The 25,222-nt window shown below is 73.1% G+C and carries 21 protein-coding genes; 11 read left to right on the forward strand and 10 right to left on the reverse strand.

Translation table 11 applies throughout. The features are described 5' to 3' along the window. The first annotated feature begins 24 nt into the window (after positions 1–24). Positions 25–3,300 carry an error-prone DNA polymerase gene (locus tag ACFPZN_RS30255; RefSeq protein ID WP_378285656.1) on the forward strand — a complete coding sequence of 1,092 codons (3,276 nt, stop codon included), beginning with the start codon at positions 25–27 and terminating at the stop codon, positions 3,298–3,300. 25 nt (positions 3,301–3,325) lie between these two features. Here ACFPZN_RS30255 and ACFPZN_RS30260 read toward each other — a convergent pair whose 3' ends face one another. Further along, the gene (locus ACFPZN_RS30260; protein WP_378285657.1) at positions 3,326–5,593 is read right to left on the reverse strand and encodes a protein kinase domain-containing protein; all 2,268 of its coding nucleotides are present in this window, start codon (positions 5,591–5,593) and stop codon (positions 3,326–3,328) included. A 268-nt stretch (positions 5,594–5,861) separates the two neighbouring features. On the opposite strand from ACFPZN_RS30260, the gene ACFPZN_RS30265 reads away from it, so the two are divergent. Then, entirely contained in the window at positions 5,862–7,376 is a 1,515-nt protein-coding gene (locus tag ACFPZN_RS30265) for a polysaccharide deacetylase family protein (protein WP_378285658.1), read from the forward strand. An 18-nt stretch (positions 7,377–7,394) separates the two neighbouring features. Here the strand turns inward: ACFPZN_RS30265 and ACFPZN_RS30270 are convergent, their stop codons facing one another. Then, positions 7,395–8,324: a Ppx/GppA phosphatase family protein gene (locus ACFPZN_RS30270; protein WP_378285659.1), complete on the reverse strand. Its 930-nt coding sequence runs from the start codon at positions 8,322–8,324 to the stop codon at positions 7,395–7,397. Between the two features lie 308 nt (positions 8,325–8,632). On the opposite strand from ACFPZN_RS30270, the gene ACFPZN_RS30275 reads away from it, so the two are divergent. From ACFPZN_RS30275 to ACFPZN_RS30285, 3 genes are all read left to right on the forward strand, one after another. Beyond that, entirely contained in the window at positions 8,633–9,715 is a 1,083-nt protein-coding gene (locus ACFPZN_RS30275) for an RDD family protein (RefSeq protein ID WP_378285660.1), read from the forward strand. Between the two features lie 35 nt (positions 9,716–9,750). Then, positions 9,751–10,194, forward strand: coding sequence for a PH domain-containing protein (locus tag ACFPZN_RS30280; RefSeq protein WP_378285661.1), 444 nt, complete (start codon positions 9,751–9,753; stop codon positions 10,192–10,194). Positions 10,195–10,268: 74 nt separating this feature from the next. Further along, complete coding sequence (locus tag ACFPZN_RS30285; RefSeq protein WP_378285662.1) at positions 10,269–10,814, forward strand: DedA family protein; 546 nt, start codon at positions 10,269–10,271, stop codon at positions 10,812–10,814. 99 nt (positions 10,815–10,913) lie between these two features. Here ACFPZN_RS30285 and ACFPZN_RS30290 read toward each other — a convergent pair whose 3' ends face one another. From ACFPZN_RS30290 to ACFPZN_RS30310, 5 genes are all read right to left on the reverse strand, one after another. Then, positions 10,914–11,813, reverse strand: coding sequence for a ribokinase (locus ACFPZN_RS30290; protein ID WP_378285663.1), 900 nt, complete (start codon positions 11,811–11,813; stop codon positions 10,914–10,916). A 36-nt stretch (positions 11,814–11,849) separates the two neighbouring features. Beyond that, positions 11,850–13,805 (reverse strand): ABC transporter permease/substrate-binding protein, encoded by a 1,956-nt coding sequence (locus tag ACFPZN_RS30295; RefSeq protein WP_378285664.1) that lies wholly within the window; start codon positions 13,803–13,805, stop codon positions 11,850–11,852. Next, complete coding sequence (locus tag ACFPZN_RS30300; RefSeq protein WP_378285665.1) at positions 13,795–15,342, reverse strand: sugar ABC transporter ATP-binding protein; 1,548 nt, start codon at positions 15,340–15,342, stop codon at positions 13,795–13,797. The genes ACFPZN_RS30295 and ACFPZN_RS30300 overlap by 11 nt, the downstream gene beginning before the upstream one ends. Next, complete coding sequence (locus ACFPZN_RS30305) at positions 15,339–16,382, reverse strand: LacI family DNA-binding transcriptional regulator (protein WP_378285666.1); 1,044 nt, start codon at positions 16,380–16,382, stop codon at positions 15,339–15,341. Before ACFPZN_RS30305 ends, ACFPZN_RS30300 begins: the two co-directional genes overlap by 4 nt. 99 nt (positions 16,383–16,481) lie before the next feature. Next, on the reverse strand, positions 16,482–16,715 hold the full coding sequence (locus ACFPZN_RS30310; protein ID WP_378285667.1) for a hypothetical protein: 234 nt from the start codon (positions 16,713–16,715) through the stop codon (positions 16,482–16,484). A gap of 63 nt (positions 16,716–16,778) precedes the next feature. Between ACFPZN_RS30310 and ACFPZN_RS30315 the strand changes: the two genes are divergently transcribed. Next, positions 16,779–17,840, forward strand: coding sequence for a DUF2293 domain-containing protein (locus ACFPZN_RS30315; protein ID WP_378285668.1), 1,062 nt, complete (start codon positions 16,779–16,781; stop codon positions 17,838–17,840). A 10-nt stretch (positions 17,841–17,850) separates the two neighbouring features. Here the strand turns inward: ACFPZN_RS30315 and ACFPZN_RS30320 are convergent, their stop codons facing one another. Next, the gene (locus ACFPZN_RS30320) at positions 17,851–18,144 is read right to left on the reverse strand and encodes a helix-turn-helix domain-containing protein (protein WP_378285669.1); all 294 of its coding nucleotides are present in this window, start codon (positions 18,142–18,144) and stop codon (positions 17,851–17,853) included. A 70-nt stretch (positions 18,145–18,214) separates the two neighbouring features. On the opposite strand from ACFPZN_RS30320, the gene map reads away from it, so the two are divergent. Next, positions 18,215–18,982, forward strand: coding sequence for a type I methionyl aminopeptidase (map, locus tag ACFPZN_RS30325; protein ID WP_378285670.1), 768 nt, complete (start codon positions 18,215–18,217; stop codon positions 18,980–18,982). Positions 18,983–19,023: 41 nt separating this feature from the next. On the opposite strand, the gene ACFPZN_RS30330 is transcribed toward map, so the two are convergent. Both ACFPZN_RS30330 and ACFPZN_RS30335 read right to left on the reverse strand, forming a co-directional pair. Next, complete coding sequence (locus ACFPZN_RS30330; RefSeq protein ID WP_378285671.1) at positions 19,024–20,277, reverse strand: SMI1/KNR4 family protein; 1,254 nt, start codon at positions 20,275–20,277, stop codon at positions 19,024–19,026. A 106-nt stretch (positions 20,278–20,383) separates the two neighbouring features. Continuing rightward, the gene (locus tag ACFPZN_RS30335) at positions 20,384–21,370 is read right to left on the reverse strand and encodes a helix-turn-helix domain-containing protein (RefSeq protein ID WP_378285672.1); all 987 of its coding nucleotides are present in this window, start codon (positions 21,368–21,370) and stop codon (positions 20,384–20,386) included. 103 nt (positions 21,371–21,473) lie between these two features. Between ACFPZN_RS30335 and ACFPZN_RS30340 the strand changes: the two genes are divergently transcribed. The 4 genes from ACFPZN_RS30340 to ACFPZN_RS30355 all read left to right on the forward strand — a co-directional run bounded on the left by ACFPZN_RS30340 (position 21,474) and on the right by ACFPZN_RS30355 (position 25,137). After that, positions 21,474–22,274 carry an SDR family NAD(P)-dependent oxidoreductase gene (locus ACFPZN_RS30340; RefSeq protein WP_378285673.1) on the forward strand — a complete coding sequence of 267 codons (801 nt, stop codon included), beginning with the start codon at positions 21,474–21,476 and terminating at the stop codon, positions 22,272–22,274. A 28-nt stretch (positions 22,275–22,302) separates the two neighbouring features. Then, positions 22,303–23,421: a DUF1152 domain-containing protein gene (locus ACFPZN_RS30345; protein ID WP_378285674.1), complete on the forward strand. Its 1,119-nt coding sequence runs from the start codon at positions 22,303–22,305 to the stop codon at positions 23,419–23,421. Positions 23,422–23,567: 146 nt separating this feature from the next. Continuing rightward, entirely contained in the window at positions 23,568–24,554 is a 987-nt protein-coding gene (locus tag ACFPZN_RS30350) for an isopenicillin N synthase family dioxygenase (protein ID WP_378285675.1), read from the forward strand. Positions 24,555–24,678: 124 nt separating this feature from the next. Continuing rightward, positions 24,679–25,137, forward strand: a complete 459-nt coding sequence (locus ACFPZN_RS30355) for a MarR family winged helix-turn-helix transcriptional regulator (protein ID WP_378285676.1) — start codon at positions 24,679–24,681, stop codon at positions 25,135–25,137. Positions 25,138–25,222 lie beyond the last annotated feature (85 nt).

The following is a 25,222-nucleotide window of genomic DNA, read 5'->3' on the forward strand; positions in this document are numbered from 1 at the left end:
CCGATGGGGTGGCATAACCCGCCCGTGCCCTGGCGCGAGTTCGAGGAGCGCCTTTCCTGGCGCGGCTCGAAGCCCGAGAGCACTCCTCCGGTGTCCCCCGAACCCGTACCGGTCGTCCGGCGGGGTGGTGTGCCCTGGGCGGAGTTGCACTGCCATTCGTCGTTCAGCTTCCTGGACGGGGCCAGCGACCCTGCCGCGCTGGTGGCGGAGGCGGTGCGGCTCGGCGTCGAGGCGATGGCGATCACCGATCACGACGGCATGTACGGGGCGGTGCAGTTCGCGCAGGCGGCGGGCGAGGCCGGGATCGGGACGGTGTTCGGGGCCGAGCTGAGCCTGGAGCTGCCGGGGCCGCGGACCGGGGAGCCGGATCCGGCGGGACGGCATCTGCTCGTCCTGGCGCGGGGGGCGGAGGGGTACGCGCGGCTCTGCTCGGCGATCACGGCGGCGCAGCTGGCGGGCGGCGAGAAGGGCCGGCCCGTGTACGACCTGGACGCGCTGGCCGCCGCCCACGACGGGCAGTGGGCGGTGCTGACGGGCTGCCGGAAGGGGCCGGTTCCGGCGGCGCTGGAGCGGGGCGGGCCTGAGGCGGCGGAGCGGGAGCTGCGCCGTTTGGCCGGGATGTTCGGCCGGGACGGCGTGTTCGTGGAGCTGATCGACCACGACCAGCCGGGCGACGATCCCCGCAACGACGTGCTGTTCGAGCTGGCCGCCCGTGCCGGGGTGGGGGTGGTGGCGTCCAACAACGTGCACTTCGCGGCGCCGGGCCCGGATGCGCGGCTGGCCCAGGCGCTGGCGGCGGTGCGGTCGCGGCGCAGCCTGGACGACATGGTCGGCTGGCTGCCCGCGGGCGGGACGGCGCACGTCCGGAGCGGGGCGGAGATGGCCGCGCGGCTGGCGCGGTTCCCGGGGGTGCGGGAGCGGACGGTGGCGCTGGCGCGGGAGTGCGCGTTCGACTTCCAGGTGGTGGCGCCGCGGCTGCCGGACTGGCCCGTCCCGGACGGGCACACGGAGGCGAGCTGGCTGCGGCGCCTGGTGGCGGAGGGGGCGCGGGAGCGGTACGGGCCGCCGGAGCGGGAGAAGGTCGCGGGCGCGTACGCGCAGATCGCCCGGGAGCTGGACGTGATCGAGGGGCTCGGGTTCCCGGGCTACTTCCTGATCGTGCACGACATCGTGGAGTTCTGCCGGAGGCGGAACATCCTGTGCCAGGGCCGGGGCTCGGCGGCGAACTCGGCGGTCTGCTTCGCGCTCGGGATCACGGGGGTGGACGCGGTGCGGCACGGGCTGCTGTTCGAGCGGTTCCTGTCGCCGGGACGGGACGGGCCGCCCGACATCGATCTGGACATCGAGCACCGCCGCCGCGAGGAGGCCATCCAGTACGTCTACGACAAGTACGGGCGGGAGTGCACCGCCCAGGTCGCCAACGTCATCTCCTACCGGCCGCGGATGGCGGTGCGGGACGCGGCGCGGGCGCTGGGATTCTCGCCGGGGCAGCAGGACGCCTGGTCGCGCGGTATGGATCCCCGCGATCCGGTGGGGACGGAGTCGGAGGTCCCGGCGGCGGTGACGGGGCTGGCGGGGCGGATGCTGGCGTTGCCGCGCCATCTGGGGATCCATTCGGGCGGCATGGTGATCGCGGACCGTCCCGTCGGGGAGATCTGCCCGATCGAGTGGGCGCGGATGCCGAAGCGCAGCGTGCTGCAGTGGGACAAGGATGACTGCGCGGCGGCGGGCCTGGTGAAGTTCGACCTGCTGGGGCTGGGCATGCTCGCGGCGTTGCACGACTGCTTCGATCTGGTGGCCGAGCATCACGGGGTGCGGTTCGACCTGCAGTCGATCCCGCCGGAGGACCCGAAGGTGTACGAGATGCTGTCGGACGCCGACACCGTCGGGGTGTTCCAGGTGGAGTCGCGCGCGCAGATGGCCACGCTGCCCAGGCTCAGGCCGCGAGAGTTCTACGACCTGGTGGTGGAGGTGGCCCTCATCCGGCCGGGGCCCATCCAGGGCGGGTCGGTTCACCCGTACCTGCGGCGGCGCAAGGGGCTTGAGGCGGCGACCTGCCCGCACCCCCTGATGGAGAGCGCGCTGGCCCGCACTCTGGGCGTTCCGCTGTTCCAGGAGCAGATGATGCAGTTGGCCGTTGACTGCGCGGGCTTCTCCCCCGCCGAGGCCGATGAGCTGCGGCAGGCGATGGGGGCCAAGCGCGCGCCGGAACGGGTGGAGCGGCTCAGGCAGCGCTTGCTGGACGGCATGGCCGAGCGCGGGATCCCGGCCGATATCGCCGAGGACGTGTACGAGAAGATCCTGGGGTTCACGGGCTTCGGCTTCCCCGAGTCGCATGCGCAGAGCTTCGCCCACCTGGTCTACGCGAGCGCGTACGTGAAGCGGCATTACCCCGCGGCCTTCACGGCGGCGCTCGTACGCAACCAGCCGATGGGGTTCTACAGTTCGCAGTCGCTGCTGGCCGACGCGCGCCGCCACGGGGTGGTCGTACGGGGCGTGGACATCAACGCCAGCGATGCTCACCCGACTCTGGAGGAACCTCTGCCCGTCGAGCGCGGCCATCCGCACGCCCCGTCGGAGCCGCAGCCTGCGATACGCCTGGGGCTCATCGGCATCCGCAACCTGGGCGACGAGGCGGCCGAGGCCATCGCCGCGGGCCGTCCGTACACGAGCATGGAGGACCTGGCCCGGCGCGTCCGTCTCTCGGCGGCGGCCCTGGAGGCCCTCGCGACGGCGGGCGCCTTCGGTTCGGTCCCTGTGCGGGAGGGCGAGGGCACCGGGGGGCTGACGAGGCGGGAGGCCCTGTGGGCGGCGGGTGCCCTGGCGGGGACAGGGCCAGGGCAGTTGGAGGGGGTCACCCCTGGCGCGAGCGCGCCCGTGCTCCCCGCGATGACTCCCGTTGAGGAGACCCTGGCCGACCTGTGGGCGACGGGGGTCTCGCATACGCATCCCATGGCCCATGTACGGCAGGCCCTGGACGAGCTGGGCGCGACACCCTCGCGCGGACTCCCCGGTGTGCCGAGCGACACCAATGTGGTCGTGGCGGGGCTCGTCACGCACCGCCAGAGGCCGCCGACGGCGGGCGGCATGGTGTTCATGACGTTGGAGGACGAGACCGGCATCCTCAACGTGATCTGCCCGCCGCAGGTGTTCCAGCGGCACCGCGGCCTGGCGGTGGACGCGCAGGCCCTCCTGGTCAACGGGCGCCTGGAGCGCGCCGACGGCGTGACCAACATCCGCGCCACGCGCCTGCGGCGGCTCCCCGTTCCCGGCCGCGTCCGCGCCCGCAACTTCCACTGACCCGGCCAGGGCCGGGCGGGACGCGTCAGGACCAGTTGGGGTGGCCGATCCCGCCGTTCGCGGGGCCGAAGGGGCGGTCGCCCGTGCCGTCGACGCGGATCGTGCGGATCTCCGGCGACGCGTAGGGGCCGCGGGCGTAGCAGATCCATGTGCCGTCGCGCGACCAGGCGGGGTCCATCTCGTGGTCGGCGCCCCTGGTGAGCTGCCGGTCGCCGGAGCCGTCGGCGTTCATCACCCAGATGTGCCCGTCGGAGTAGTCGCCGCGGGTGTAGGCGATCTTCGTCCCGTCCGGGGACCATTCGGGGTCCATCGACGGGACGCCGCTCCTGCTGAGCCTGGTCCAGGCGGCGGGGTTCCGCGGGTCCAGACTGTAGATCTGCGCGGCGCCGTCGCGCTTGCTCCAGAACGCCAGCCTGCCGGTGGAGGACCACATCGGGTCGTCCTTGTCGGCGGGGTCGGTGGTGAGGCGCTGCGGCTCCGTCTGGCCGATGGTGATCGCGTAGATCTGCCGCACGCCCCCGTCCCTGCGCATGAACGCCAGCTTGCCGCCGTCCGGCGACCAGGTCACCCGCCCGCCGGAGAGCCCGCCGATCACCCGCCGCGGGTTGCCGCCGTCGGCGTTCATCACCCAGGCCTCGTACTGGTCCCCGATCTTGCGGGTGAAGGCGACCTTGGTGCGGTCGGGGGAGCGTTCCGGAAGGGTGTCGCAGGTGTCCCCGCTCAGGAGGGTGACGGGCGCGGTCTGGCCGGGGGTGTACGTGCCGATGTCGGCGTGGCATTCCCTGGGCCAGCCGGCCTTGGTGTCGATGCGCACGAGCATCGGCTCGATCGGCGGGCCGCCGGATTTGTTCGCGGAGAGGTTCCCCGTGTTGGGGTCGTCGTCGCTCAGCTGCGCCCACAGCAGCCCGCCCCCGGCCAGGAGCAGCGCCACGGCGGCCGCCGCGCCCGCTATCACCGGTCCCCTTCGCCGGGGCTTGGGCGGCCGCGCCGATGGCAGGGGCGCAGGTGGCAGCGGCGGCGGGGGTAGGGGCCCGCTCCCGCCACCGAGCGCCGACGGATCGGTGATGGTCTCTCCGGCCGGGATCGTGACCCCCTCGGAAACGGGCGAGACCACCCTCTGGAGCGCCCCCGGGTCATCCTGCCTGGGCCCGGTCGGCAGAGGGGGAGACAGCGGCCGACTGGGAGTGGCGGTGGACGGGGTCGCCGATTCCTGGACGGGCACGGGGGCGGCCGAAGGCTGGTGGAGCGAGGCGGCCGAGGGCTGCTGCGCGGAGGTAGTGGACGACTGCTGCACGGGGGCGGCCGAAGGCTGCTGGGCGGAGGCGGCCGGCGACTGCCGTGTCGGGGCGACCGGTGGCTGCTGGACGGGGCCGGTCGAGGAGTCCTGGACGGAGGCCAGCGGAGGCATCCACGACTGGCCCAGGGTGGTGGTCACGGCCGATTCGCTCGCGCCACCGCCCACCAGGTTGAGAAGCAGGTCGCGCGCGCTTGGACGCGTCTCGGGTTCCTTGCCGAGGGCCGCTTTCACCAGGCTCGCGAGCGGTTCGGTGAGAGCGCCCAGTTCGGGTTCGGCGTGCAGGGCGCGGCCCACCATGACGTGGATCGACCCTTGGCCGAACGGGTTGCAACCGTTCGCGGCGTACGCCACCAGGCAGCCCCAGGCGAAGACGTCGACCGCCGGGGTGATCTGCTGGGTGAGGATCTGCTCGGGGGCGATGTAGCCGGGAGTGCCCACGACCTGGCCGGTGCGGGTGTGGGAGGTGGCCATGTCCAGGGCGCGGGCGATGCCGAAGTCGATGACCCGGGGCCCGGAGATGGACAGCAGCACGTTGCTGGGCTTCAGGTCGCGGTGGACGAGGCCCGCGGCGTGGATGGCGACCAGGGCCGCGGCCACGCCCACGGCGACGCCGTGCAGCATGCCCGGGGACAGGGTGCCGTTCTCGGCGATGTGCTGGAGAAGGGACGGGCCTTCGATGTACTCGGTGACCATGTAGGCCATGCCCAGGTCCTGGCCGTGGTCCAGGACCTGCGCGGTGCAGAACGAGGCGACGCGTTCGGCGTTGCGGCACTCGTCGTTGAAGCGGGCCAGGAAGGCGCGGTCGCCGGCCAGTTCGGGGCGGACCACCTTCACCGCGACCGGGCGGCCGTCGGTGCCGTGGCCCAGGTAGACGGCGCCCATCCCGCCCTCGCCGACCTTGGCGTCGAGTGCGTACGGGCCCACCCGGGTCGGGTCGTGGGGCTGCAGTTCGCGCAGCACCACCGCCCCCGGCCTGCGGCCAGGTCGGCTCTCCATTGACGTTCACCTCTCGCCCACCGGGGTCCCCCACCGGTCGGCCGCCGTCGCCGGAGCGCCGCATGGACCCACCCGCCCAACACGATGGCAGAGGTCGGCGGCCGATGGCAGGGATGGAGGCCCGGATCCGCAGGCCGGAAAAGGTCAAGGTTCCGCCAAACCTTTTCCGATGATCGGCAAAGCGGTACGGGACGCCCTCGAAACTGGCATTCGCAGGACGAGACACGCAGGACTTCCCCGGCCGCAACGATCATCGGAGGGTGCCGTGGTGGCCCGGACCCGGCGCCGGAGGCGGCCCCTCGCGGGCCTCGCCGCCGCGATCACGGGGGTGACCCTGACGGCGGGCTGCGTCTCGGGTGACGACCGGGAGGCGGCGCCGCTCACCGACCCGACCGCGATCCGGCAGATCGACCCGGGTGGCGTGCCGGGCCTGAGCACGGTGACGCTCGGCGAGCACGACGCGCGGATCCGCCTCTTCGCCGGGTATCCGCGGATCGCCGGGGCCGAGCCGCTCAACGGCGCGCTGGCCGGGCAGGTGGACGGGGACGTCCGGCCGTTCGCGGAGCGGGCGGCGGGCACCGGGCCGCGTCCGCCGGACGGGGCCGTCCCGGAGCTGAACGTCGAGTGGTCGCTGGCGGCGGCGTCGGGCGACGTGGTCGGCGTGCGGCTGGTGACCGCGCGCTCCCCCGGGCCGTCCGGGTCCGGGGGCGGCGAGACGCGGCGCACGATCTGGTACGACGGAGCGGCCGGAGCCTCCGGTGCGGTGCGCTCCTCGGCCGATCTGGTGAACGGCCCGTCCGCGCTGTCGAGGCTGGCCTCGCTGGTCGCGGCGAGGGTCGCCGCGCCGGCCGTCCCGGCGAAGCTCACGGCGGATCCGCGGGGCGTCTTCTCCTCGCTGGGGTTCAACGGGCAGGGCGATCTGGTCACCGAGTTCAGCGACGGTTCGGTGGCGCCCGCCCCGGCGGGACGGGTCGCTGTCGTCCTGGGGCACGCCGCCTACGAGCCGCTGCTGTCGCCGTTCGGGAGGCGTGCCCGGGACGCGGCGCTGGCCGTGCGGCCCGAGCTGACCCTGAGGACCGCCCCCTCGCCCCCGCCCGACCGCGCCGGCACCGCGCCGCCGGGGCGGCCGACCGGCAGCGCGCCGCCCCCGTCACCGCGGACGGCGCCCCAGGCCGACTGCCGGGTCGCCAAGTGCGTCGCGCTCACCTTCGACGACGGCCCGGGGCCCGACACCGGCCGCCTCCTGGACATGCTGGCCGAGCGGGACGCCCGCGCCACGTTCTTCGTCGTGGGCGCGAACGCCGCCGCGCATCCCGCCCTGCTGCGCGGCATGCACGCCAAGGGCCACGAGATCGGCAACCACACCCACGCGCACCGCGTCCTCGCCCGGTTGCCCGCGCTGCGGATCAACTCGGAGATCCAGCGCACGCAGGAGGCCGTGCGGTCCGCGACGGGCCGCGCGCCTACGCTGCTGCGGCCCCCGTACGGGGAGGGCGGCGGCGCGGTCGCCCGGATCGCCCGTTCGCAGGGCCTCGCCCAGATCCTCTGGAACGGGGACGGTGACGACCTGGCCGATACGGATCCCCGCGCCATCGCCGACCGTGTCGTGTCCCAGGCCAGGCCGGGGGGCATCGTCCGCCTGCACGACGTGCGGGCGGCCTCGGTGGACGCGGTCCCGGCGGTCCTGGACCGGCTGGACGGGGACGGCTTCAGGTTCGTGACCGTCAGCGCGCTCCTCGCCGGCCGTTCCCTGGTGCCGGGCTCCACCTCCGGCGGCCGCTGATCCCCGCCGGCCCGCCGATCAGCCGGTGATCATGTCGAGCCGGCGGAGGATGACGCCCTCGCGGAGGGCCCAGGGGCACACCTCCAGCTCGGTGACCCCGAACAGGTCCATGGCGGCGTCCGCGACGATGGCCCCGGCGGGCAGCTGCGGCACGCGGCGCTCGGAGACCCCCGGCAGTTCGGAACGTTCCTCCGGGGGCATCGAGCCGAGCTTCTCGGCCCATTCGGTGACGCTCCCATGGCGCAGCACCCGCCGCGCGAACGGGCCCTCCGACGTGGGCAGCGCCCCGGCGATGCGGGCGAGCTGCTTGAACGTCTTGGACGTGGCCACCGCGTGGTCGGGCGCGCCGTAGCGGGCGACCTCCCCGACATGGCGGGCGATCTCGGCGCGGACGTGGCGGCGCAGCTTGCGCGCCTCGTCGGCCGGGACCGGGTCGGCGGTGAACCAGTCGCGGGTCAGCCGGACCGCGCCGAGCGGCAGGGAGATCGCCACGTCCGGGTCCTCGTCGATGCCCGCCGCGATCTCCAGGGAGCCGCCGCCGATGTCGACGACCAGGAGGCGTCCGGAGGACCAGCCGAACCAGCGCCGCACCGCGAGGAAGGTCAGCCGGGCCTCCTCGTCCCCGGACAGCACCGTGATGTCGACCTGGGCGCCGTCCCGGATGCGTCCCAGGACCTCCTCGCCGTTGGCGGCGTCCCGGATCGCCGAGGTGGCGAAGGCGACCAGGTCCTCCACCCCCTTGTCCTCGGCGATCTGGAGGGCCTCCTCGACGAAGTCGCGCAGCAGGCCCTCCCCCTCCTCCGACAGCCGGTCGCCGTCCTCCAGATGCGCGGCCAGCCGCAGCTCCGCCTTGTGAGAGAACGCCGGCAGTGGACGCGCGCCCCGGTGCGCGTCCACGACCAGCAGATGCACCGTGTTCGAGCCCACGTCCAGCACGCCGAGTCGCATGGGGATGACGCTACCGAACCCAAGTCACGAAAATTTACGTGGATCACTACTAACCAGACACTCTCGACCAGAGGGCCCTAACCTCACGGACACCTCCACCGGCGCACCGCACCACATCGCTGGAACTACACCACTGGAACAACAGCTTTGGAACCACGTCGCCGGAATCACAGCGACGGCGTCCCGGGGCGGAAACGGCGATGACCGCATCATCCCTGTTTCGTCATATTGATCCGCCGTTGATCAATGATCTGGTGAAATATTGCAGGCCGTTCCGGAGTCCTTCCCGCCCCCCGCCAAGGAGTTCGATGAACCCGCACTTCCCGCCTCACTACACGGCTCCAGCAGCTGGGGTCCCGGGCCCCGGATCCTGGGGATCCGACGGGCCCGCGGGGGCCGCCGGGCGGAACGACGGCGGCGAGGCCGCGGCCGGACCGGGGCGGCGCGCGGCCGCGTGGGCGATCGACTTCGCGCTGGTGATCGTCCTGGCGGGCGCCCTCGGGTCGTGGACCTGGACCCGGCTCACCGAACTGCTCACCAGCGTCCCCGCCCTGGCGGAGAAGAGCGCGTGGCGCGTGCTCACCTCGCGAGGCGACGTCAAGGGGGCCTCGGTCGACTTCGGCCTCGGGCTGTGGAACACCGCGACCGGGTACGTGGTGCAGGCGTTCGCCGCCCTGGTCGTGATCGTGTTCGTCTACCATTTCGCCGCGCTCGCCTGGAAGGGCCGGACGGTCGGCAAGCTCGTCCTCGACCTGCGCGTGGAGGCGCAACGGCGGACCAGGCTGGGCAAGGGCCAGACCCTGGTGCGCGCGGCCTCGACCACCGTCACCGACATCGGCCTCTACGCGCTGGCGTGCTGCCTGCTCCTCCAGGGCCTCTTCGTGTTGTCGGTGCTGTGCTGGGCACTCGCCCTGGCCGTCTTCTGGGTGAACGCGCTGTCGGCCGTCCTTCCGGGGCGTCGCACGCTCCAGGACCGTGTGCTGGGGACGCGCGTGGCGCGCGCGCATCTCTACCGCGCCGCCGTCGGACAGGCCGTTCAGGGCGGCCAGATCGCGCTGCAGGGCGCCCGGGAGGGCGCGCAACGCCTCGCCGAGAACAACAGGCTCAGGGAGTTGCGAGCCTCCGAGTCGGCGCAGCGTGTGCAGGAACTGGGGCGCGACGCCGCCGGAAAGGCCGCCGGGACCGGCCGCAAGGCCGTGGAGAAGGCGAAGCGGGCCTACACGGATCGGCGCGACACCGCGCCGCCGCCCGCCATCGCCGCTCCCCAGCCCCCGCCCGTGCCGCCCATCCCGTACGCGCCGCCGCCCGTGCCCTATGCGCAACCACCGGAGCCGTACGCGCAACCGCCGGCGCAGCCCAACTACCGGATCCCGCCTCCCGAGGAGCAGTGAGCGGAGGCGCCACGGTCTCCCGCTAACGTGGGGCCGTGAGCGGAGGGACCGGCATGGCCGGAGATGAGCGACGCTGGCGGGTGCCGGTGGCGCAGGTGGTCCTCAAGGCGGGCGCGGCCGTGGCGTTCGCCCTGCTGGCGGTGCTGTCCCTGGACGATCGGCCGTTCCTGCTGCTGGCCGGGATCGCCGCGGCCGGGCTGGGGGCGCTGGCGCTGCGCGACGTGCTGGCGCCGGTGCGGGTCGCGGCGGACGCCGGGGGTGTGACCGTCGTCACCGGCTACGCGGGGCGCCGCCGGGTGCCGTGGTCCTCGGTCACCGCGCTGCGGGTGGACGAGCGGCAGCGGCTGCTCCTGCACACCCGGCTGCTGGAGATCGAGACCGCGGACGACCTCCACCTCTTCAGCGCCTTCGACCTCGGCGAGGACGTCCGGGACGCCGCCGCGGAGCTGGAACGCCTCCGCGCCCGCGCCGATCACTGAGCCCCGACGGCTTCCAGGTCAGGTTAGGGTCACCTAACATCGACGGGAGAGTCGATCGAGCGAGGCGGCGGTTCATGCGAGACACCTTCTGGGGCATGCCGCTGTGGCTGGGCGTCCTGGTCGCCGTACTGATCATCTTCGTCCGCGGCCAGGTCTACTACTGGATCGGCCGCGCGCTGGGCGAGCGGATCTACACCTCGCGGCCGGGACGGCGGATCGGCGAGGAGCGGCTGCGCAAGGTCGAGCGGCTGGTGGCGCGGCGCGGGGCGCTGGCGGTGTTCGGGGCCCACTGGGTCGCGGGCCTGCGGCACGCGATCCCGATATGCGCCGGGGCCATGCGGATGCCGCTGCCGCGCTACCTGGTCGCCTCCGCGCTGGGGTCGCTGCTCTGGACGCCGCCGTGGGTGGTCGGCGGGTACGCGGTGATCTGGGGCTGGCTGGAGGTCTTCGGCCGTTCCCCGGTGGCCGTGGCGGCGCTGGTCGCGGCGATCTGCGGGCTGATCGGCACGTTCGTGGTGCTGCGCCGGCGCCGCGGGCGCGGCCGTCCCGGCGACGAACCGGCCGGGCCCGGCGACGAGCGTGAGCACGACGAGCCCGGCGCCACCGCTCCCCGCCCCTGAGCGGGTCGCGGGGGGGGCTTGAGCCCCGCCACGCGCACCCCAAAAACCCCGACACCCCGCGATTCGGCACCGAGGACAGCGCGCAGCGGGCGGCGAAGGTCAGGCGGGCAGTTCCTCGCCGGCGCCCGGGTAGGAGCTCTGGGCACCCGGTTTCCGCACGGCGGCGGCGCCCACGCGGGCCGCGTAGCGGGCGGCGTCCGCGAGGCCGTCGCCGCAGGCCAGCCGCAGGCACAGGGCCGCGGTGAAGGCGTCGCCCGCGCCCGTGGTGTCCACCGCCTCCACCTTCGGCGAAGGGACCGCCGTCACGCCGGACGGGTCGGCGACCAGCGCGCCGTCCGCGCCCAGCGTGATCAGCACCGAGCGCGGGCCCAGGCCCAGCAGCTCCCGGGCCAGCAGGGCGGGCTCCCCCTGGTGGCCGAGCAGGAAGGCCGCCTCGTGCTCGTTCACCACCAGCGGGTCGCACAGGGCCAGGACGTCGTCGGGGACCGGCGCCGGAGGCGAGAGGTTGAGCACCACCCGGGCCCCCGCGCCGGCGGCCGTCCGGGCGGCGGCCTGGACCGTCCCGATCGGGATCTCCAACTGGAACGAGACGACCGCGGCGCCGCCCAGCATCGGCCGGGCCCGTTCGACGTCGCCCGGAACGAGCCGGGCGTTGGCGCCCGGCGAGACGATGATGCTGTTGTCTCCCCCGGTGTCCACGGTGATGAGGGCGACGCCGCTGGGCCCGTCCGTGACCAGCAGGTGGGCCAGGTCCACGCCCGCGTCCGCGAGGGCCTCCCGGAGCAGGGCGCCGTGGCCGTCGTCGCCGATCCGGCCCAGGATGCCGACCCTGCCGCCGAGCCGGGCGGCGGCGACGGCCTGGTTGGCGCCCTTGCCGCCCGGATAGGTGGCCAGGTCGGATCCGAGCACGGTCTCGCCGGGCGCGGGACGCCGTTCCACCCCGATCACCAGGTCCGCGTTGACCGATCCGACCACGACCACGTCATGCCGTTCCGACACTGAGCCTCTCCCTGTTCCTCCCGGCGGAGCCCCACGCTACGAGGTGGCGAACTCGGCCGCGTTCTCGCGGGTGGCCATCTTCACCGGCACCATCGACGTGGCGCCGAGCCGCTCGCCCTCGGCCGCCCTGACGGCGCTCTGCACCGCCATCTGCCCGAGCAGCCGCGGCTGCTGCGCGACAGTGGCGTTCATCGTGCCCGCCTGGACGGCCTTGATGCCGTCCGGGGTGCCGTCGAACCCGACCACCTTGACCTGCGTGCCCGCCTTCGCCCCGAGCGCCTTGACCGCCCCGAGGGCCATCTCGTCGTTCTCGGCGAAGACGCCGTTCAGGCCGGGCTCGGACTGCATGAGGTTGGTCATCACGTCCAGGCCCTTGGTGCGGTCGAAATCGGCGGGCTGCTTGGCGACGACCTGGATCCCGGGGAACTCCCGGATGCCCTGCTCGAAGCCCTGGCCGCGCTCGCGGGACGCCGAGGTGCCCGCCTGCCCCTGGATGATCGCGATCTTGCCGCGTCCGCCCAGTTCCCGGGCCAGCTCCCGGGCCGCGTCCCGGCCTCCCGCGACGTTGTCGGAGGCGACCAGCTGCGCGATGGCGGCGCCGCTGACGGTGCGGTCCGCCGCGACCACCGGGATCCCGGCCCGCTCGGCGGCCTTGGCGGCGGGCGCGGCGGCGTCGGAATCGACCGGGTTGATGATGATCGACTTCATCCCCTGGCCGGCGAAGTTCTGCACCTGGTTGACCTGCTGCGAGGCGTCGTTCTGCGCGTCCGAGACGGTCAGCGCGATGCCCCGCCGCCGCGCCTCGTCCACGGCGCCCTGCCGGAACTGCACGAAGAACGGGTTGTTCAGCGTCGACACCGACAGGCCGATCTTCACCCCGCCGCCGCCACCGGCGGCCGTGCCGGATCCGGACCCGCCGCCGGTGGACGCCACGCCCACCGCCAGCGCCGCCACCACCGCGACGACCGCCGCTCCCCCGGCCCAGAACGCGGCCGGGCGGACCCGGGTGCCGCGGCGCCGGACGGTGTCCAGCAGCACCGCCAGCGCGATCACCACGCCGATCACCACCTGCTGCCAGAACGCCGACACCGACAGCAGGTTCAGCCCGTTGCGCAGCACGGCCAGGATCAGCGCGCCGACCAGGGTGCCGAACGCCCGGCCCTTGCCGCCCGACAGGCTGGCCCCGCCGATGACGACGGCGGCGATGGCGTCCAGCTCGTAGCCGTTGGCGGCCTGCGGCTGGGCGGAGGCGAGCCGTCCGGCCAGCACGATCCCCGCGACGGCGGCGAACGCGCCCGACAGCGCGTAGGTGACCAGCTTCTGCCGGGACACCCGGATGCCCGACAGCCGGGCCGCCTCCTCGTTGCCGCCGATCGCGTACATCGCCCGGCCGCTGTAGGTGCGGGCCAGGACGAACGCGGTCAGCAGCCCCATCGCCACCATGACGATCACCGGGACCGGCAGGTAGGAGCCGATCGTGTCGCCGACCCGGGTCACCGCGTCCGGCAGCGCGATCGGGCTGCCCTCGGAGATCACCAGCGCCAGCCCGCGGGCCACGCCCAGCATGGCCAGGGTCGCGATGAACGGCGGCAGCTTCCCGTAGGTGATCAGCGCCCCGTTCACCAGCCCGGCCGCGACGCCGGTCGCGACGGCCAGCACCGCCGCGATCGGCCAGGGCACGCCCTGGCCGGTGGCCGTCCAGGCCAGCACCACCGCCGACAGCGCCGCCACCGCGCCGACCGACAGGTCGATGCCGCCGGTCACGATGACGAAGGTGACGCCGAACGCCAGGATGGCGACCACGGCCGCCTGCACCCCGACGTTGAGCAGGTTGGTGACGGTCAGGAAGTCTCCCGACAGCAGGGCCAGCACCACGACCAGGACGGCCAGCCCGGCCAGCGCACCGTTCTCGCCCAGCAGCCGGGCCGCGGCCCGCGCCGCGCCGTCCCGCGCTCCCGCCGGTGGCCGCTCGCGCAGCGTGTCAGTGGACATCGGCCTCTCCCTCCAGCGTGTCGTCGTTCTCGCCCGCCGCGGCGGCGGCCGCGCCGTCGCCGCCGACGGCCAGGGCCATCACCGCGTCCTGGGTGGCCTCGCCGGCCGGCAGCTCGCCGGCCAGCCGGCCCCGGGACATCACCAGCACCCGATCGCTCATGCCCAGTACCTCGGGCAGGTCGCTGGAGATCATCAGCACCGCGTGCCCCGCCGCGGTCAGCGCGTTGACCAGCCGGTAGATCTCGACCTTGGCGCCCACGTCGACGCCGCGGGTGGGCTCGTCCAGGATCAGCACGCGCGCCTTCGCCAGCAGCCACTTGCCGATCACGATCTTCTGCTGGTTGCCGCCGGACAGCGTGCCGACCGGCTGCCGCAGCCCCGACATCCGCACGTTCAGCCGCGCGGCGATCTCGGCGGCCCGGCCGCGCTGGCCGGAACGGTCCACCAGCCCGGCGCGGCTGGTCGGGCCCAGCGTGACCAGGCCCAGGTTCTCCTGGACGTCGGCGCCCGGCACCAGGCCCTGGCCCTTGCGGTCCTCGGGGACCAGCCCGACGCCCGCCTCCATCGCCGCGTGCACGTCCCCGCCGCGCAGCGCGGCGCCGCCCACCAGCACCTCGCCGCGGTCGTAGCGGTCCGCCCCGAAGATCGCGCGCGCCACCTCGGTGCGGCCCGCCCCGACCAGCCCCGCCAGCCCGACCACCTCGCCCGCCCGCACGTCGAAGGAGACCCCGTCGAAGGCGCCGTCCCGGCCGAGCCCGCGCACGGTCAGCAGCGTCTCGCCCGCGTCGGACCGCTCGCGCGGGTAGCGCTGCTCGATCGGACGGCCGACCATCAGCCGGACCAGCTCGTCCTCGGGGGTGCCGGCGGGCACCTCGGCCACCGACCGGCCGTCGCGCAGCACGGTCACCCGGTCCCCGATCCGCGGGATCTCCTCCAGGTGGTGGGTGATGAACACGACCGCGACGCCGCGCTCGCGCAGCGCCCGGACGATCTCGAAGAGGGTGTCGACCTCGCCGGTGGTGAGGACGGCGGTCGGCTCGTCCATGATGAGCACCCGGGCGTCCCGGCCGAGCGCCTTGGCGATCTCGACCATCTGCATCCGGGCGATGCCGAGGTCGGCCATCCGGCGGCGCGGGTCGGCGTCGACGCCGACCCGGTCCAGCAGCTCGCGCGCGGCGCCGTCCATGGCCCGCCGGTCCACCAGGCCGAACCGGCGCGGCGGGCGGCCCAGGAAGAGGTTCTCGGCGACGGTCAGCTCGGGGACCAGGTTGAACTCCTGGTAGATGGTGGCGATGCCGAGACCGGCCGCGTCCTGCGCGTCGCGGATCTCGACCGGCCTCCCGTCCACCTCGATCCGGCCGGAGTCGGGACGGTGCGCGCCCGACAGCGCCTTGATCAGCGTGCTCTTGCCCGCGCCGTTCTCACCGAGCAGCACGTGCACCTCGCCCGGCCGCAGGTCGAAGTCGACCCCGTCCAGGGCGACCACGCCCGGGAACGCCTTGCGCAGGCCGCGCACCCGCAGGATCTCGTCCGTCATGCCCGAACGCTCCCTTCCCTCTCGCCCGCGTCCCTCTCACCCGTGCCGGCGGGCTCGCCGCAGGAGCGGCGGACCACCAGCCGGGACGGCAGCACCACCGACTCCACCGGCCGGTCCTCGATGCGCTCGGCCAGCACCCGCACCGCGCGCCGCCCCAGTTCCTGGACGGGCTGCGCGATCGCGGTCACCGGCGGGTCCAGATGGGTGAACCACGGCAGGTCGTCGTAGCAGGCCAGCGCCACGTCCCGGGGGATCCGCAGACCCCGGGCGCGGATCTCGTCCAGCGCGCCGAGCGCCATCAGGTTGTCCCCGGCCACGATCACCTCGGGGGCCTCGGGCAGGTCCAGCAGCCGGGCCGTCGCGGACCGGCCGCTGGCCGCCTGGAAGTCCCCGGCCTCCAGGTGGCCGCCCGGGACCGGCAGGCCGCACGCCTCCATCGCGGCGGCGAACGCCTCGGTGCGCTCGCGGCCGGTGGACAGCAGCGCGGGCCCGGAGATGAAGGCGATCCGCCGGTGCCCGAGGTCGCGCAGGTGCCGGACGAGCGCGGCGATGGCCGCGGCCCCCTCCGCCCGCACGGTGGGCACGTCCAGGCCGGGCAGCGTGCGGTCGAGGAAGACCAGCGGCAGCCCGTCGCGGACGGTGTCGCGGACGAGCGGGGTGATCTCGGCGGTGGGGCACAGCAGCAGCCCGTCCACCCGCTGCTCCAGCAGGGTGCGGACGTAGTGGTCCTGCCGGTCGGGGCGCTCGTCGGCGTTGCCGATGACGACGGAGTAGCCGAGGGCGCGGGCCTCGTCCTCGACGGCGCGCGCCAGCTCGGTGAAGAACGGGTTGAGGATGTCGCCGATCACCAGGCCGAGGGTGCGGGTCGCGTCGGTGCGCAGGGAGCGGGCCACCGCGTTGCGCCGGTAGCCGAGCTCGGCGACCGCCTCCAGCACCCGCGCCCGGGTGGCGGCGGTGACGGAGGCGCTGTCGTTGAGCACCCGGGAGACGGTGGCGACGGACACCCCGGCCCGCCGTGCCACGTCCTTCACGCTCGCCATCGCGCGTCCCGCCCTCGCCGTGTAAACGATTACATCGATGTAAACGATTACATGACGCCGCTTCTTCCCGCAACCCCCGGCGGAATCAGTACGGGGTGATCAGTACGGGGTGAGCGCGGAGAGATCGACCACCTCGGCCAGCTCCTCGACCGAGGTGTAGTAGCCGCGCCCGACGAGGGCGCCGCCGTCGGTGACCAGGAACGCCGCGTCCACCGCGGCCGGGACCCCCATGTAGGAGGCCCACACGCGATGCGCGCCCGACAGCCGGACCGCGGCGACCCTCACCGTTCCCGGCCCGGCCCAGCGGATGCCTCCCCCCTGGCCTTCCCCCACGGGACCGACGTTACGGAACGCGATGGATCAGCTACACCATCAGCTGGTATAGCGTTGTCCGCCGTGAGCGAGGTGCACGAGACACGGCTGGGACGCCGGGTCGCCGAGGCCGCCGACACCCTCCTGAGGCGCTCCCACTCGGTGGCGGCCGTCGAGGTGTTCCAGCAGATCGGCTGGCTCACGGCCCCGCGCGTGGACGAATGGCGCCAGGGACGGATCGACCCCCTCGAAGCGGCCATGACCGTACGCCACGACAAGATCGCCACGGCGCTCGTCGCACTGCGCGCCTGGGCCGAGGAGAAGGGCCTCGAACCCTCGGAGGCCGCCTACATCGCCGCCACCCGCGACCGCAGGCCGCTGCGCTTCACCGCACGCGCGGACGAGACGGCCGATCGCGCGTACCGCACGCACTGGATCTCCCCCGACCTCACCCCCGCACGCCGCGAGCGCCTCGCCGCGCGCCAGAACCAGGCGCCCGACCTGGTGGCGGTGCTCCCGCCCAAGCCGGACTGGACCTGCGCCTCCTGCCACGGCACCGGCGACATGCTGGTCATGGAGGACGGCGCGCCGCTCTGCCTGGCCTGCGCCGACATGGACCACCTCCTCTTCCTGCCCGCCGGGAACGCGGCGCTCAGCCGGCGCGCCAAGAAGGAGAGCGGGCTGTCGGCGATCGTCGTCCAGCACAACCGGCGGCGCAAGCGGTACGAGCGGCGCGGCATCCTGGTGGAGGAGGAGGCGCTGGCCAGGGCCGAGGAGCAGTGCCTGGCCGACGAGGACGCGCGGGCCCGGCGCCGCGTCCGCGACCAGGAGCGCCGCGCGCACCAGGACGTGGAGTTCCAGGCCCGGATGGCGGCCGAGATCGTCCGGCTGTTCCCCGGCTGCCCGGCGGAGCGGGCGCGGGCGATCGCCGAGCACGCGGGGCTGCGGGGCAGCGGGCGGGTCGGCCGTTCGGCGGCGGGCCGGGAACTGGACGACAACGCGCTGCTCCTCGCCGTCGCCGCGTCCGTCCGGCATCTGGACACCGACTACGACGAGCTGCTGATGTCGGGCGTCCCGCGCCAGGACGCCCGCACCCGGATCCGCGCCCGCGTGGACGCCGTCCTGGACGGATGGCGCCGACCCTGACGGAGCCCTGTCAGAGCGGTACGGCGGCCGCCGCGGCGGCATCACCCGGCACGAGCTCGTTCTGGGCCCTGACATGGGTCATCAGGACTTCCAGCGACACCCCGAGCACCTCGGCGACGGCCACGACGGTGAAGAAGGCCGGCGTGGGGATGCGGCCCCGCTCGATCTTGCGCAGCGTCTCGGGGGAGATCCCGGCCCTGCCGGCCACCTCCACGATGCTGCGCGGGCCGCGCGCCTGACGCAGGGCCTCGCCCAGCCGCTCGCCGCGTTCGCGCTCGGACTCGGTCAACGGTTCTCGCACCATGCCTGTGATACTAATACCGGTATAGTTATCGTCAACATCCGGCTCCGGCACGGAGCGGAAGGGCAGCACCGTGATCGAGCTCAAGACCCCCGGTGAGATCGACGCCATGCGCGAGGCGGGCCGGGTCGTCGCCGCGATCCACGACCAGACCCGGGCCCGCGCCGCCGCCGGCGTGTCCCTGCTCGAACTGGACGAGCTCGCCCGCGAGATCATCGCCGAGGCGGGCGCCGGCGCTTCGTTCCTGGGCTACCACCCCTCGTTCGGGGCGACCCCCTACCCCGGGGTCATCTGCACCTCGGTCAACGGCGTGATGCTGCACGGCCTTCCCACGTCCTACCGGCTGCGCGAAGGCGACCTGCTCAGCGTCGACTGCGGCGCGTACATCGACGGCTGGCACGCCGACGGCGCGGTCAGCTTCGTCGTCGGCCAGGCCCGGCAGGAGGACCTGGCACTGATCCGCACCGCCGAGCAGATGCTCGCCGCGGGCATCGCCGCCGCCGTCCCCGGCGGGAAGATGGGCGACATCGGCCACGCCATGTCCCGGATCGGGCGCGGCGCCTCCTACGGCGTCCAGAACGACTTCGCGGGCCACGGCATCGGCCGGGAGATGCACGAGGCGCCCTTCGTCCCCAACGAGTCCCGCCCGGGACGCGGGCTGCGGCTGCGGCCCGGCCTCGTCATCGCGATCGAGCCGAGCCTCATGGCGGGAGGCGGCGACGACTACTACACGGCCTCCGACGGCTGGTCGCTGTGCACCGGCGACGGCAGCCGCTCCGCGCACGTCGAGCACACGGTCGCCATCACCGAGGACGGCCCCCGCATCCTCACCCTGCCCTGAACGCCGCCCAGCCCGCTTTCCTAGGTGGACACTTGACACCGCTAACGCGGCGGCTCCCCCAGGACCCTCGTCCAGTGGGTGCCCACGGGCCATTCCCGTTCGGGCCGACGAGGGTGGATGCCGACGGCCGCCAGAGAAGGCAGGTCGTCCCTCAACTCCCGCCATTGGTCATGAGTCAGCTCAAGGAAGCGCAGCCCTTGGAACTCGGCCACCGCGGCGAGGTCCGCGACGGGCGCACCCGCGATGTCCAGCGCCCACAGGTGGGGCACCGTGAGCAGCGGGGCCAGCTCGACCGGCCGCGCGGAGGACACCGACAGCGAGCGCAGCTCCGGATGGCCGGTCAGCGGCGTGAGGCCGACGGTCTCCAGATCGAGTTCGAGATACTCGACCGGACGCTCGCGTAGCGGGGTGAGATCGGGCGAGCCGGAGCCCGCCAGCGACAGCGAACGCACATTGGGCAGCGCGTCGAGGAACGCGAGGTCACCGACGTCGGACACTCTGACCCGCTGCACCCGAGGACGCGTCTGCCCTGCCTGCGCCCTTGCCGACGGGCCATCGGTGTACCAGGTGCGCTCACTGTCGATCGCGAGTCCGTTCGGCAGGTCCGCCTCGATCCAGAGGTTCTGGTCATGCTGGGAGTAGTCGCCGCGTTCCAGCGCCTCCACCAGGCGGCGCAGGAACGTGGTCACCGAGTCGGCGACGTACAGTGGCCCGTCCGTGTAGTCGATGCCAATCGCGATGACCTGCCCCGGACGTCCCTCAGGGCCGGGGTCCATGTCCACGGCGAGCCAGTTGCCGCCGGTGTCGTCCGCGAACTGGATCCAGCCCGGACGCAGCAGCGACCGCCGGACGGCGTTCGGCGGCTCGGAGTCGAAGACCGTGCTGCGCTGCGGCTCGTACTCCCACTGCCGGCCGAGCAGCCAGTCCTCCTCCTCGTCGCCGATCTCGTCCAGCGAGTGCCACGGGTGCCGATCGAACAGATGGTTGATGATCTTGTAGCCGTCGCCGTCCGCGATGCCGTAGAGCGCGCGGAGGTCGGGTGGGAACGCCAAGCCCAGACGCTCCTCCGCGGCGTCGAGATCCTCTTCGGTCGCGGGCCCGGGAAGCTCGTCCTCGTATCCGAGGATCTCTGCCATCCGCCGCCGGTACTCATGAAAGAGGCGCACCGCCTCGTCCGGGTCACCGGCGGGTAGCGCGTCCGAGGGGCCCTCCTGCTCGTCACCCCGGTCGGGCAGAAAAAACCCGGCATCGATTTCATAGAGGATCGGCTCGTTCTCGAAGGGGGATGCGACCATGCCCCAGAACCTAACGGCCACCCCCGACATGCCTCCGAAACGATCGCGCTCGCGATGAACGGCTCCGGCGAGGCGATGATCTCCCGGCCGCCGGCTATGCGGACGGTCAGAGGCGGCGCGACTCGGGCGGCCGGCCGTGGGTCGCGGCCGTCACCGCGTCGGCCGCGGCCCTGACGCGTTCCCCGAGTTCGATCACGTCGGTGCCGCTCCAGGCGGGGTCGCCGGGGGCGCCCGACGAGCAGATCATGCACAGGGCGACCGTCACCGCGCCGCTCGCGTCGAAGACCGGGGCGTTGACGCTCGTGGGGCGGTACCGGGCGCCGGGCTCCACCGTGGGCGGCAGGGTGTCGGCGAGATCGAACGCCCGCACGATCTCGCCGAGCATCCCGTGCAAGGTCGCGGCGTGCTTCTCGGAGCGCCGGTCCTCGCCGAGTTCCCTGGCCAGCGTCTTGAGCCGCTCGTGCAGGCGGTTCTCCACCTCCAGCGCCCAGCCGCGCTCGCGGACGCTGGCCAGGCCCGGGGCGATCTGCTCCAGCGCGTCCGGCGGCCGGTCCTCACCGAGCCGGTCGAGCCACCGGCCGACGGCGCCGGGGTCGTCGGACCACGCGACGCAGACGGCGCCCAGCGGAGGTCGGGGCGGGATCCGGTCGCCGAGCCGCAGGCAGTGGTAGCCCGTGCCCGGACGGCCCGCCGCCCACTCCCTGGCGTGCCGCGCCGAGGGCTGCACGATCTCGCCGACCAGCAGGTCGTCGTACTCGCCCGGGATCGCCCCCGCCACCAGCACCAGGCAGGGCAGGCCGGTCTCGTCGACGATCTCGCGGACGACCGGGCGCGCGGCGTCGACCACCACGTGCCCGCGCGCCGCCGCCCGGCCGGCCGCCACCAGCGCGGGCCCGAGCCGGTAGGTGTGCCGTTCGGGGTGGCGCAGCAGCCAGCCCCGCCGGGTCAGCGTCGTGACCATCGGGTGGACGGTCGCCTTGGCGACGTTGAGCGCGCGGGCGATCTCGGCCAGGGCGAGTCCCTCGTCGGGACGCTCGACCATCAGGTCCACCAGGTCGAGGAGGCGATCGGTCTGCGGCGAGGGTCGGCCCATGGACCCGAAGGTAACACCATGTTCGCATAGTGCGACCGTTGATTTGCCGATTGCCAACTGCCAGGTTGTGAGGCGTAGTCGTCACGCGCGAAGGAGAGCAGCGATGAGCGGTCTTCCGCCCGGCTGGGTGGGCGTCGTCACGGGCGCCGCGAACGGGATCGGCGCGGCCATCACCAGGCGGCTGGTCGCGGAGGGAGGCAAGGTCGTCGGCGGGGACGTCGACCACGACGCACTCGCCGCGCTCGAGGCCGACCTCGGCCCCGACGTCTTCGCCGGAGCCCGCTGCGACGTGACCGTCGAGGAGGACGTGGCCTCCCTGATCGAGCTCGCGGGCACCCGCTTCGGCGGCCTGGACGCCGTGGTGGCCAACGCCGGAGGCTCGCGGGCCCTCACCGAGATCACCGACTGTGACGCCGGCGACTGGCGCCACACCGTCGCCCTCTGCCTCGACGGGGCCTTCCTCACCGTCAAACACGCCGGCCGGGCGATGCGCGACGCGGGACGCGGCGGCGCGATCGTCACGCTGGCCAGTCTCAACGCCGTGCAGCCCGCCCGGGGCATGGCCGCCTACTGCGCGGCCAAGGCCGGGGTCGTGGCGCTGACGGAGGTCGCCGCGATGGAGCTCGGGCCCCACGGGATCCGGGTGAACGCCGTGGCCCCCGGCCTGGTCCGCACCACGGCGACCGGCCCGCTGTGGAACGTGCCGGGGCTCGTGGACGAGTACGTCGACAACACCCCGCTGGGCAGGTTCGCCGAACCCGAGGAAGTGGCGAACCTCGTCTACTTCCTCGCGTCCGACCAGGCGTCGTTCATCTCCGGCGGGCTCTACAGCGTGGACGGAGGGGCGCACACCAAGCGCTACCCCGACGCCCTGGCCGTGATCGAGCGGCTGTCGCCGCCGTGATCCCGCCGGCTCAGACGGCCGGCTTCCGGTGGAGGCGGCGCCGGTCCGGAACCTCCACCTCACCGCGCGTCATGTGCACCTTCTGCGGCACTTCTCGACAAAGGAAAAATTGGATGATAGTTTGCGTGCAATCTATTTCAAGGAAAGGAAGCGGACCCCTATGGGCTCGACGACCAGCACTATCGAAGAGGCTGCTCGGCTGGCGAGGACCGCCATCGTCATGGGACACGGCGGAGGCAGCGACTGCCTCGTCGCCAGTTTGGTGGGCGACTGGCTCACCCGCATGGGCGTAGAGCGCGTCATCCTCGGCGGCGTCGCATGCCAGTGGTGGTTGCCGCCGGGAGAGGAGCGCGTCGGCCTGAAGAGTGTCCTCGGTCCGGACTTCTACGAGCCGACCGACCTGGTGGGCGCCAAGCCGCTCAACGACCACGCCGTCATCGTCGGTGCGGACGCCTCGCTCGAAGGCCGCGCGCCGCACGAGGCGACCGCTGCCCGGAACTTCGGGGGCGAGGCGTTCATCATCTCCCTCCGCGGTGGCGGCCAGGGCGTCGGCGCGGGCATGAAGGCCGTCATCGAGCACTACGGTGCCGACCTGATCGTGAGCGTCGACGTCGGCTCCGACACCCTGTCGACGGGCGACGAGATCCGCCCGACCCAGACGTCGCTCGCCGACCACCTCACGCTCTCGGGTCTGTTGCAGCAGGACATCGTGACCTACTTCGCGCTCGCCGGATACGGCCTGGACGCCGAGATGGAGCTCGAGGAACTCGACGCGAACCTCGGTACGGCGATCCGGGGCGGATCCTTCCGGGGCGTCATCGGCGCGAGCTATCCCGCCCTGGAGAAGGTCCGTGACCTGCACGCCCAGGCGCACGACCCGATCGGCAGCCTGGTGATCAAGGCCGGCCTCGGCGAGTTCGGCCTGGAACGGGTCGTCAAGAGCAACCCGTTCGGTGAGGTCGCGCGGATCGGACCGTCAGCCGTGCCGATCTGGGTCTTCGACCCGGTGATGGTCACCAGGCTCGTCGCGAAGCACGCCGCGGACCTCATCCCGACGACGTCCCTGGCCAACGCCGAAGACGTGTACCGGTCGCTGGGCCGGGTTCCGGAGACGGGGCTGCTCCGCTTCATCGACTACGCCCGGTAGCCGGCAACGGCGGCCGCCGAGCGGCGCCCGAGCGGTTCGGTGGTGCTTGGTCGCGCGCGGCGGCGTACGGCCGCACCGCTTTCCGGCCGGCCTTTCGCACCGGTCCCGAACAGTGCACCACAGCACGAGAAAGGACGGAAACGCACATGGGTGTTCCGCTGATCGATCTCAGCGAAGGCAATGGTCGGCACCTGGCTCTGCGCGTGGCCGACGCCAGTGTGCGCGACGGCTTTTTCGCCATCACGGGTCACGGCGTCGACGCTGCCCTGATCGAGCGCATGTACGTCGCGACGAAAGCGCTGTTCGCACTTCCGGACGCGGTCAAGGACGGCCTCGTCGTCGACCCGGTGGACCCGTTCGGCCGTGGTTTCAGCAGGAGTGGCGCTGTCGCGAAGGCCAGCGATGAGGACGCCCGTCTGGTCAAGGCGGAGGCCACAGCCCCGCCGGACCTGTGCGAGGTCTTCAGCATGGCCATCGCACCTGAACGCGGCTATGCCGAGGTTCCCCACCCTGACCTGATGCGGCCCAATCACTGGCCGCCGCTCGCTCCGGGCCAGGAATGGATTCGGGAGACGTGGCTTGAGTACGCCACAGAGATGTCGCTGCTCAGCGACCGCATTATGCGACTGTTCGCGATCGCGCTCGACCTGCCGGGCACATGGTTCGAGGAATTCATCGACCGAGAGATCGGAAGCCTGACCGCGAACTACTACCCCAAGCAGTTCGCGGCGCCGAGGCCCGGCCAGATCCGGAAAGGCGAGCACACCGACTGGGGCAGCCTCACCCTGCTCTACCAGGACAGTTCGGCCGGCGGGCTACAGGTGATGGAGCTCGATGGCTCCTGGAGCGACGTCCCCGTGGTCGAGGGGGCGTTCCTCGTCAATCTCGGTGACCTGATGGCGCGCTGGACCAACGATCGTTGGCGAAGCACGGTCCACAGGGTCGTCAATCCACCGCGTTCGGGCGAGCCGACCGAGCGTTTCAGCATCCCCTACTTCCACCAGCCGAACTTCGACGCTCTCATTGAGTGCATCCCGACCTGCCTCGAGCCGGGGGAGCCACCGAAGTACGCGCCGGTCACTTCGGGGGATCATTTGCTCGGCAAGGTCTCCCGCATGTATGCGACAGCTTAGAAAGGACGACCGGTAACATTCGATGGTGGCTCAGACTCGACGCACAACCGATGCGGCTGCGGGTGAAGCAGCGGTCACCGGAAAGAACTCCTCGTCCCGGACCCGGCGCAAGGTGCCGCACGAGTTGATCGAGCAGCACTCCGCCGGCGACAGCGCGGGCTTCCTGCTTTGGCACGCCAACCTGCGGTGGCAGCGCACGATGGCGGAGGTGCTGGCGCCTTTTGGCCTGACCCACGTCCAGTTCGTCGTGCTGACGACGGTCTGGTGGCTCGGCCGCGACGGGCATCCGCCGCGGCAGCGCGATGTCGCCGAACACGGAGGCCTCGACCCGGCGATGACCTCCCAAGTCACGAACGCGCTGGTGGGCAAGCGCTGGATCGTGCGAGGCCAGGACCCGGCGGACGCACGCGCTTCGCTGCTGTACGTGACCGACCAGGGTCGAGACCTGGCCGAGGAAGCGGTGGTGGCCCTTGACCAGGCTGACCGGTCCTTCTTCGAGGCGGCCGGAGATCGGCCACGGCTGATCGGGCTCCTCCGCAAGATCGCGGATCGCGACGAACGCGGGGGCAGGTCGCACGGCTGAACAACCCCCTGCGATCCGCCGGGCACGACGGCCGGACACCCCGCAAGAGGGTGCCGGGCCGTCGTTATACGGGCCGGTGAAGGAA

Source organism: Actinomadura rugatobispora (genome assembly GCF_042656285.1).
Classification (GTDB): domain Bacteria; phylum Actinomycetota; class Actinomycetes; order Streptosporangiales; family Streptosporangiaceae; genus Spirillospora; species Spirillospora rugatobispora.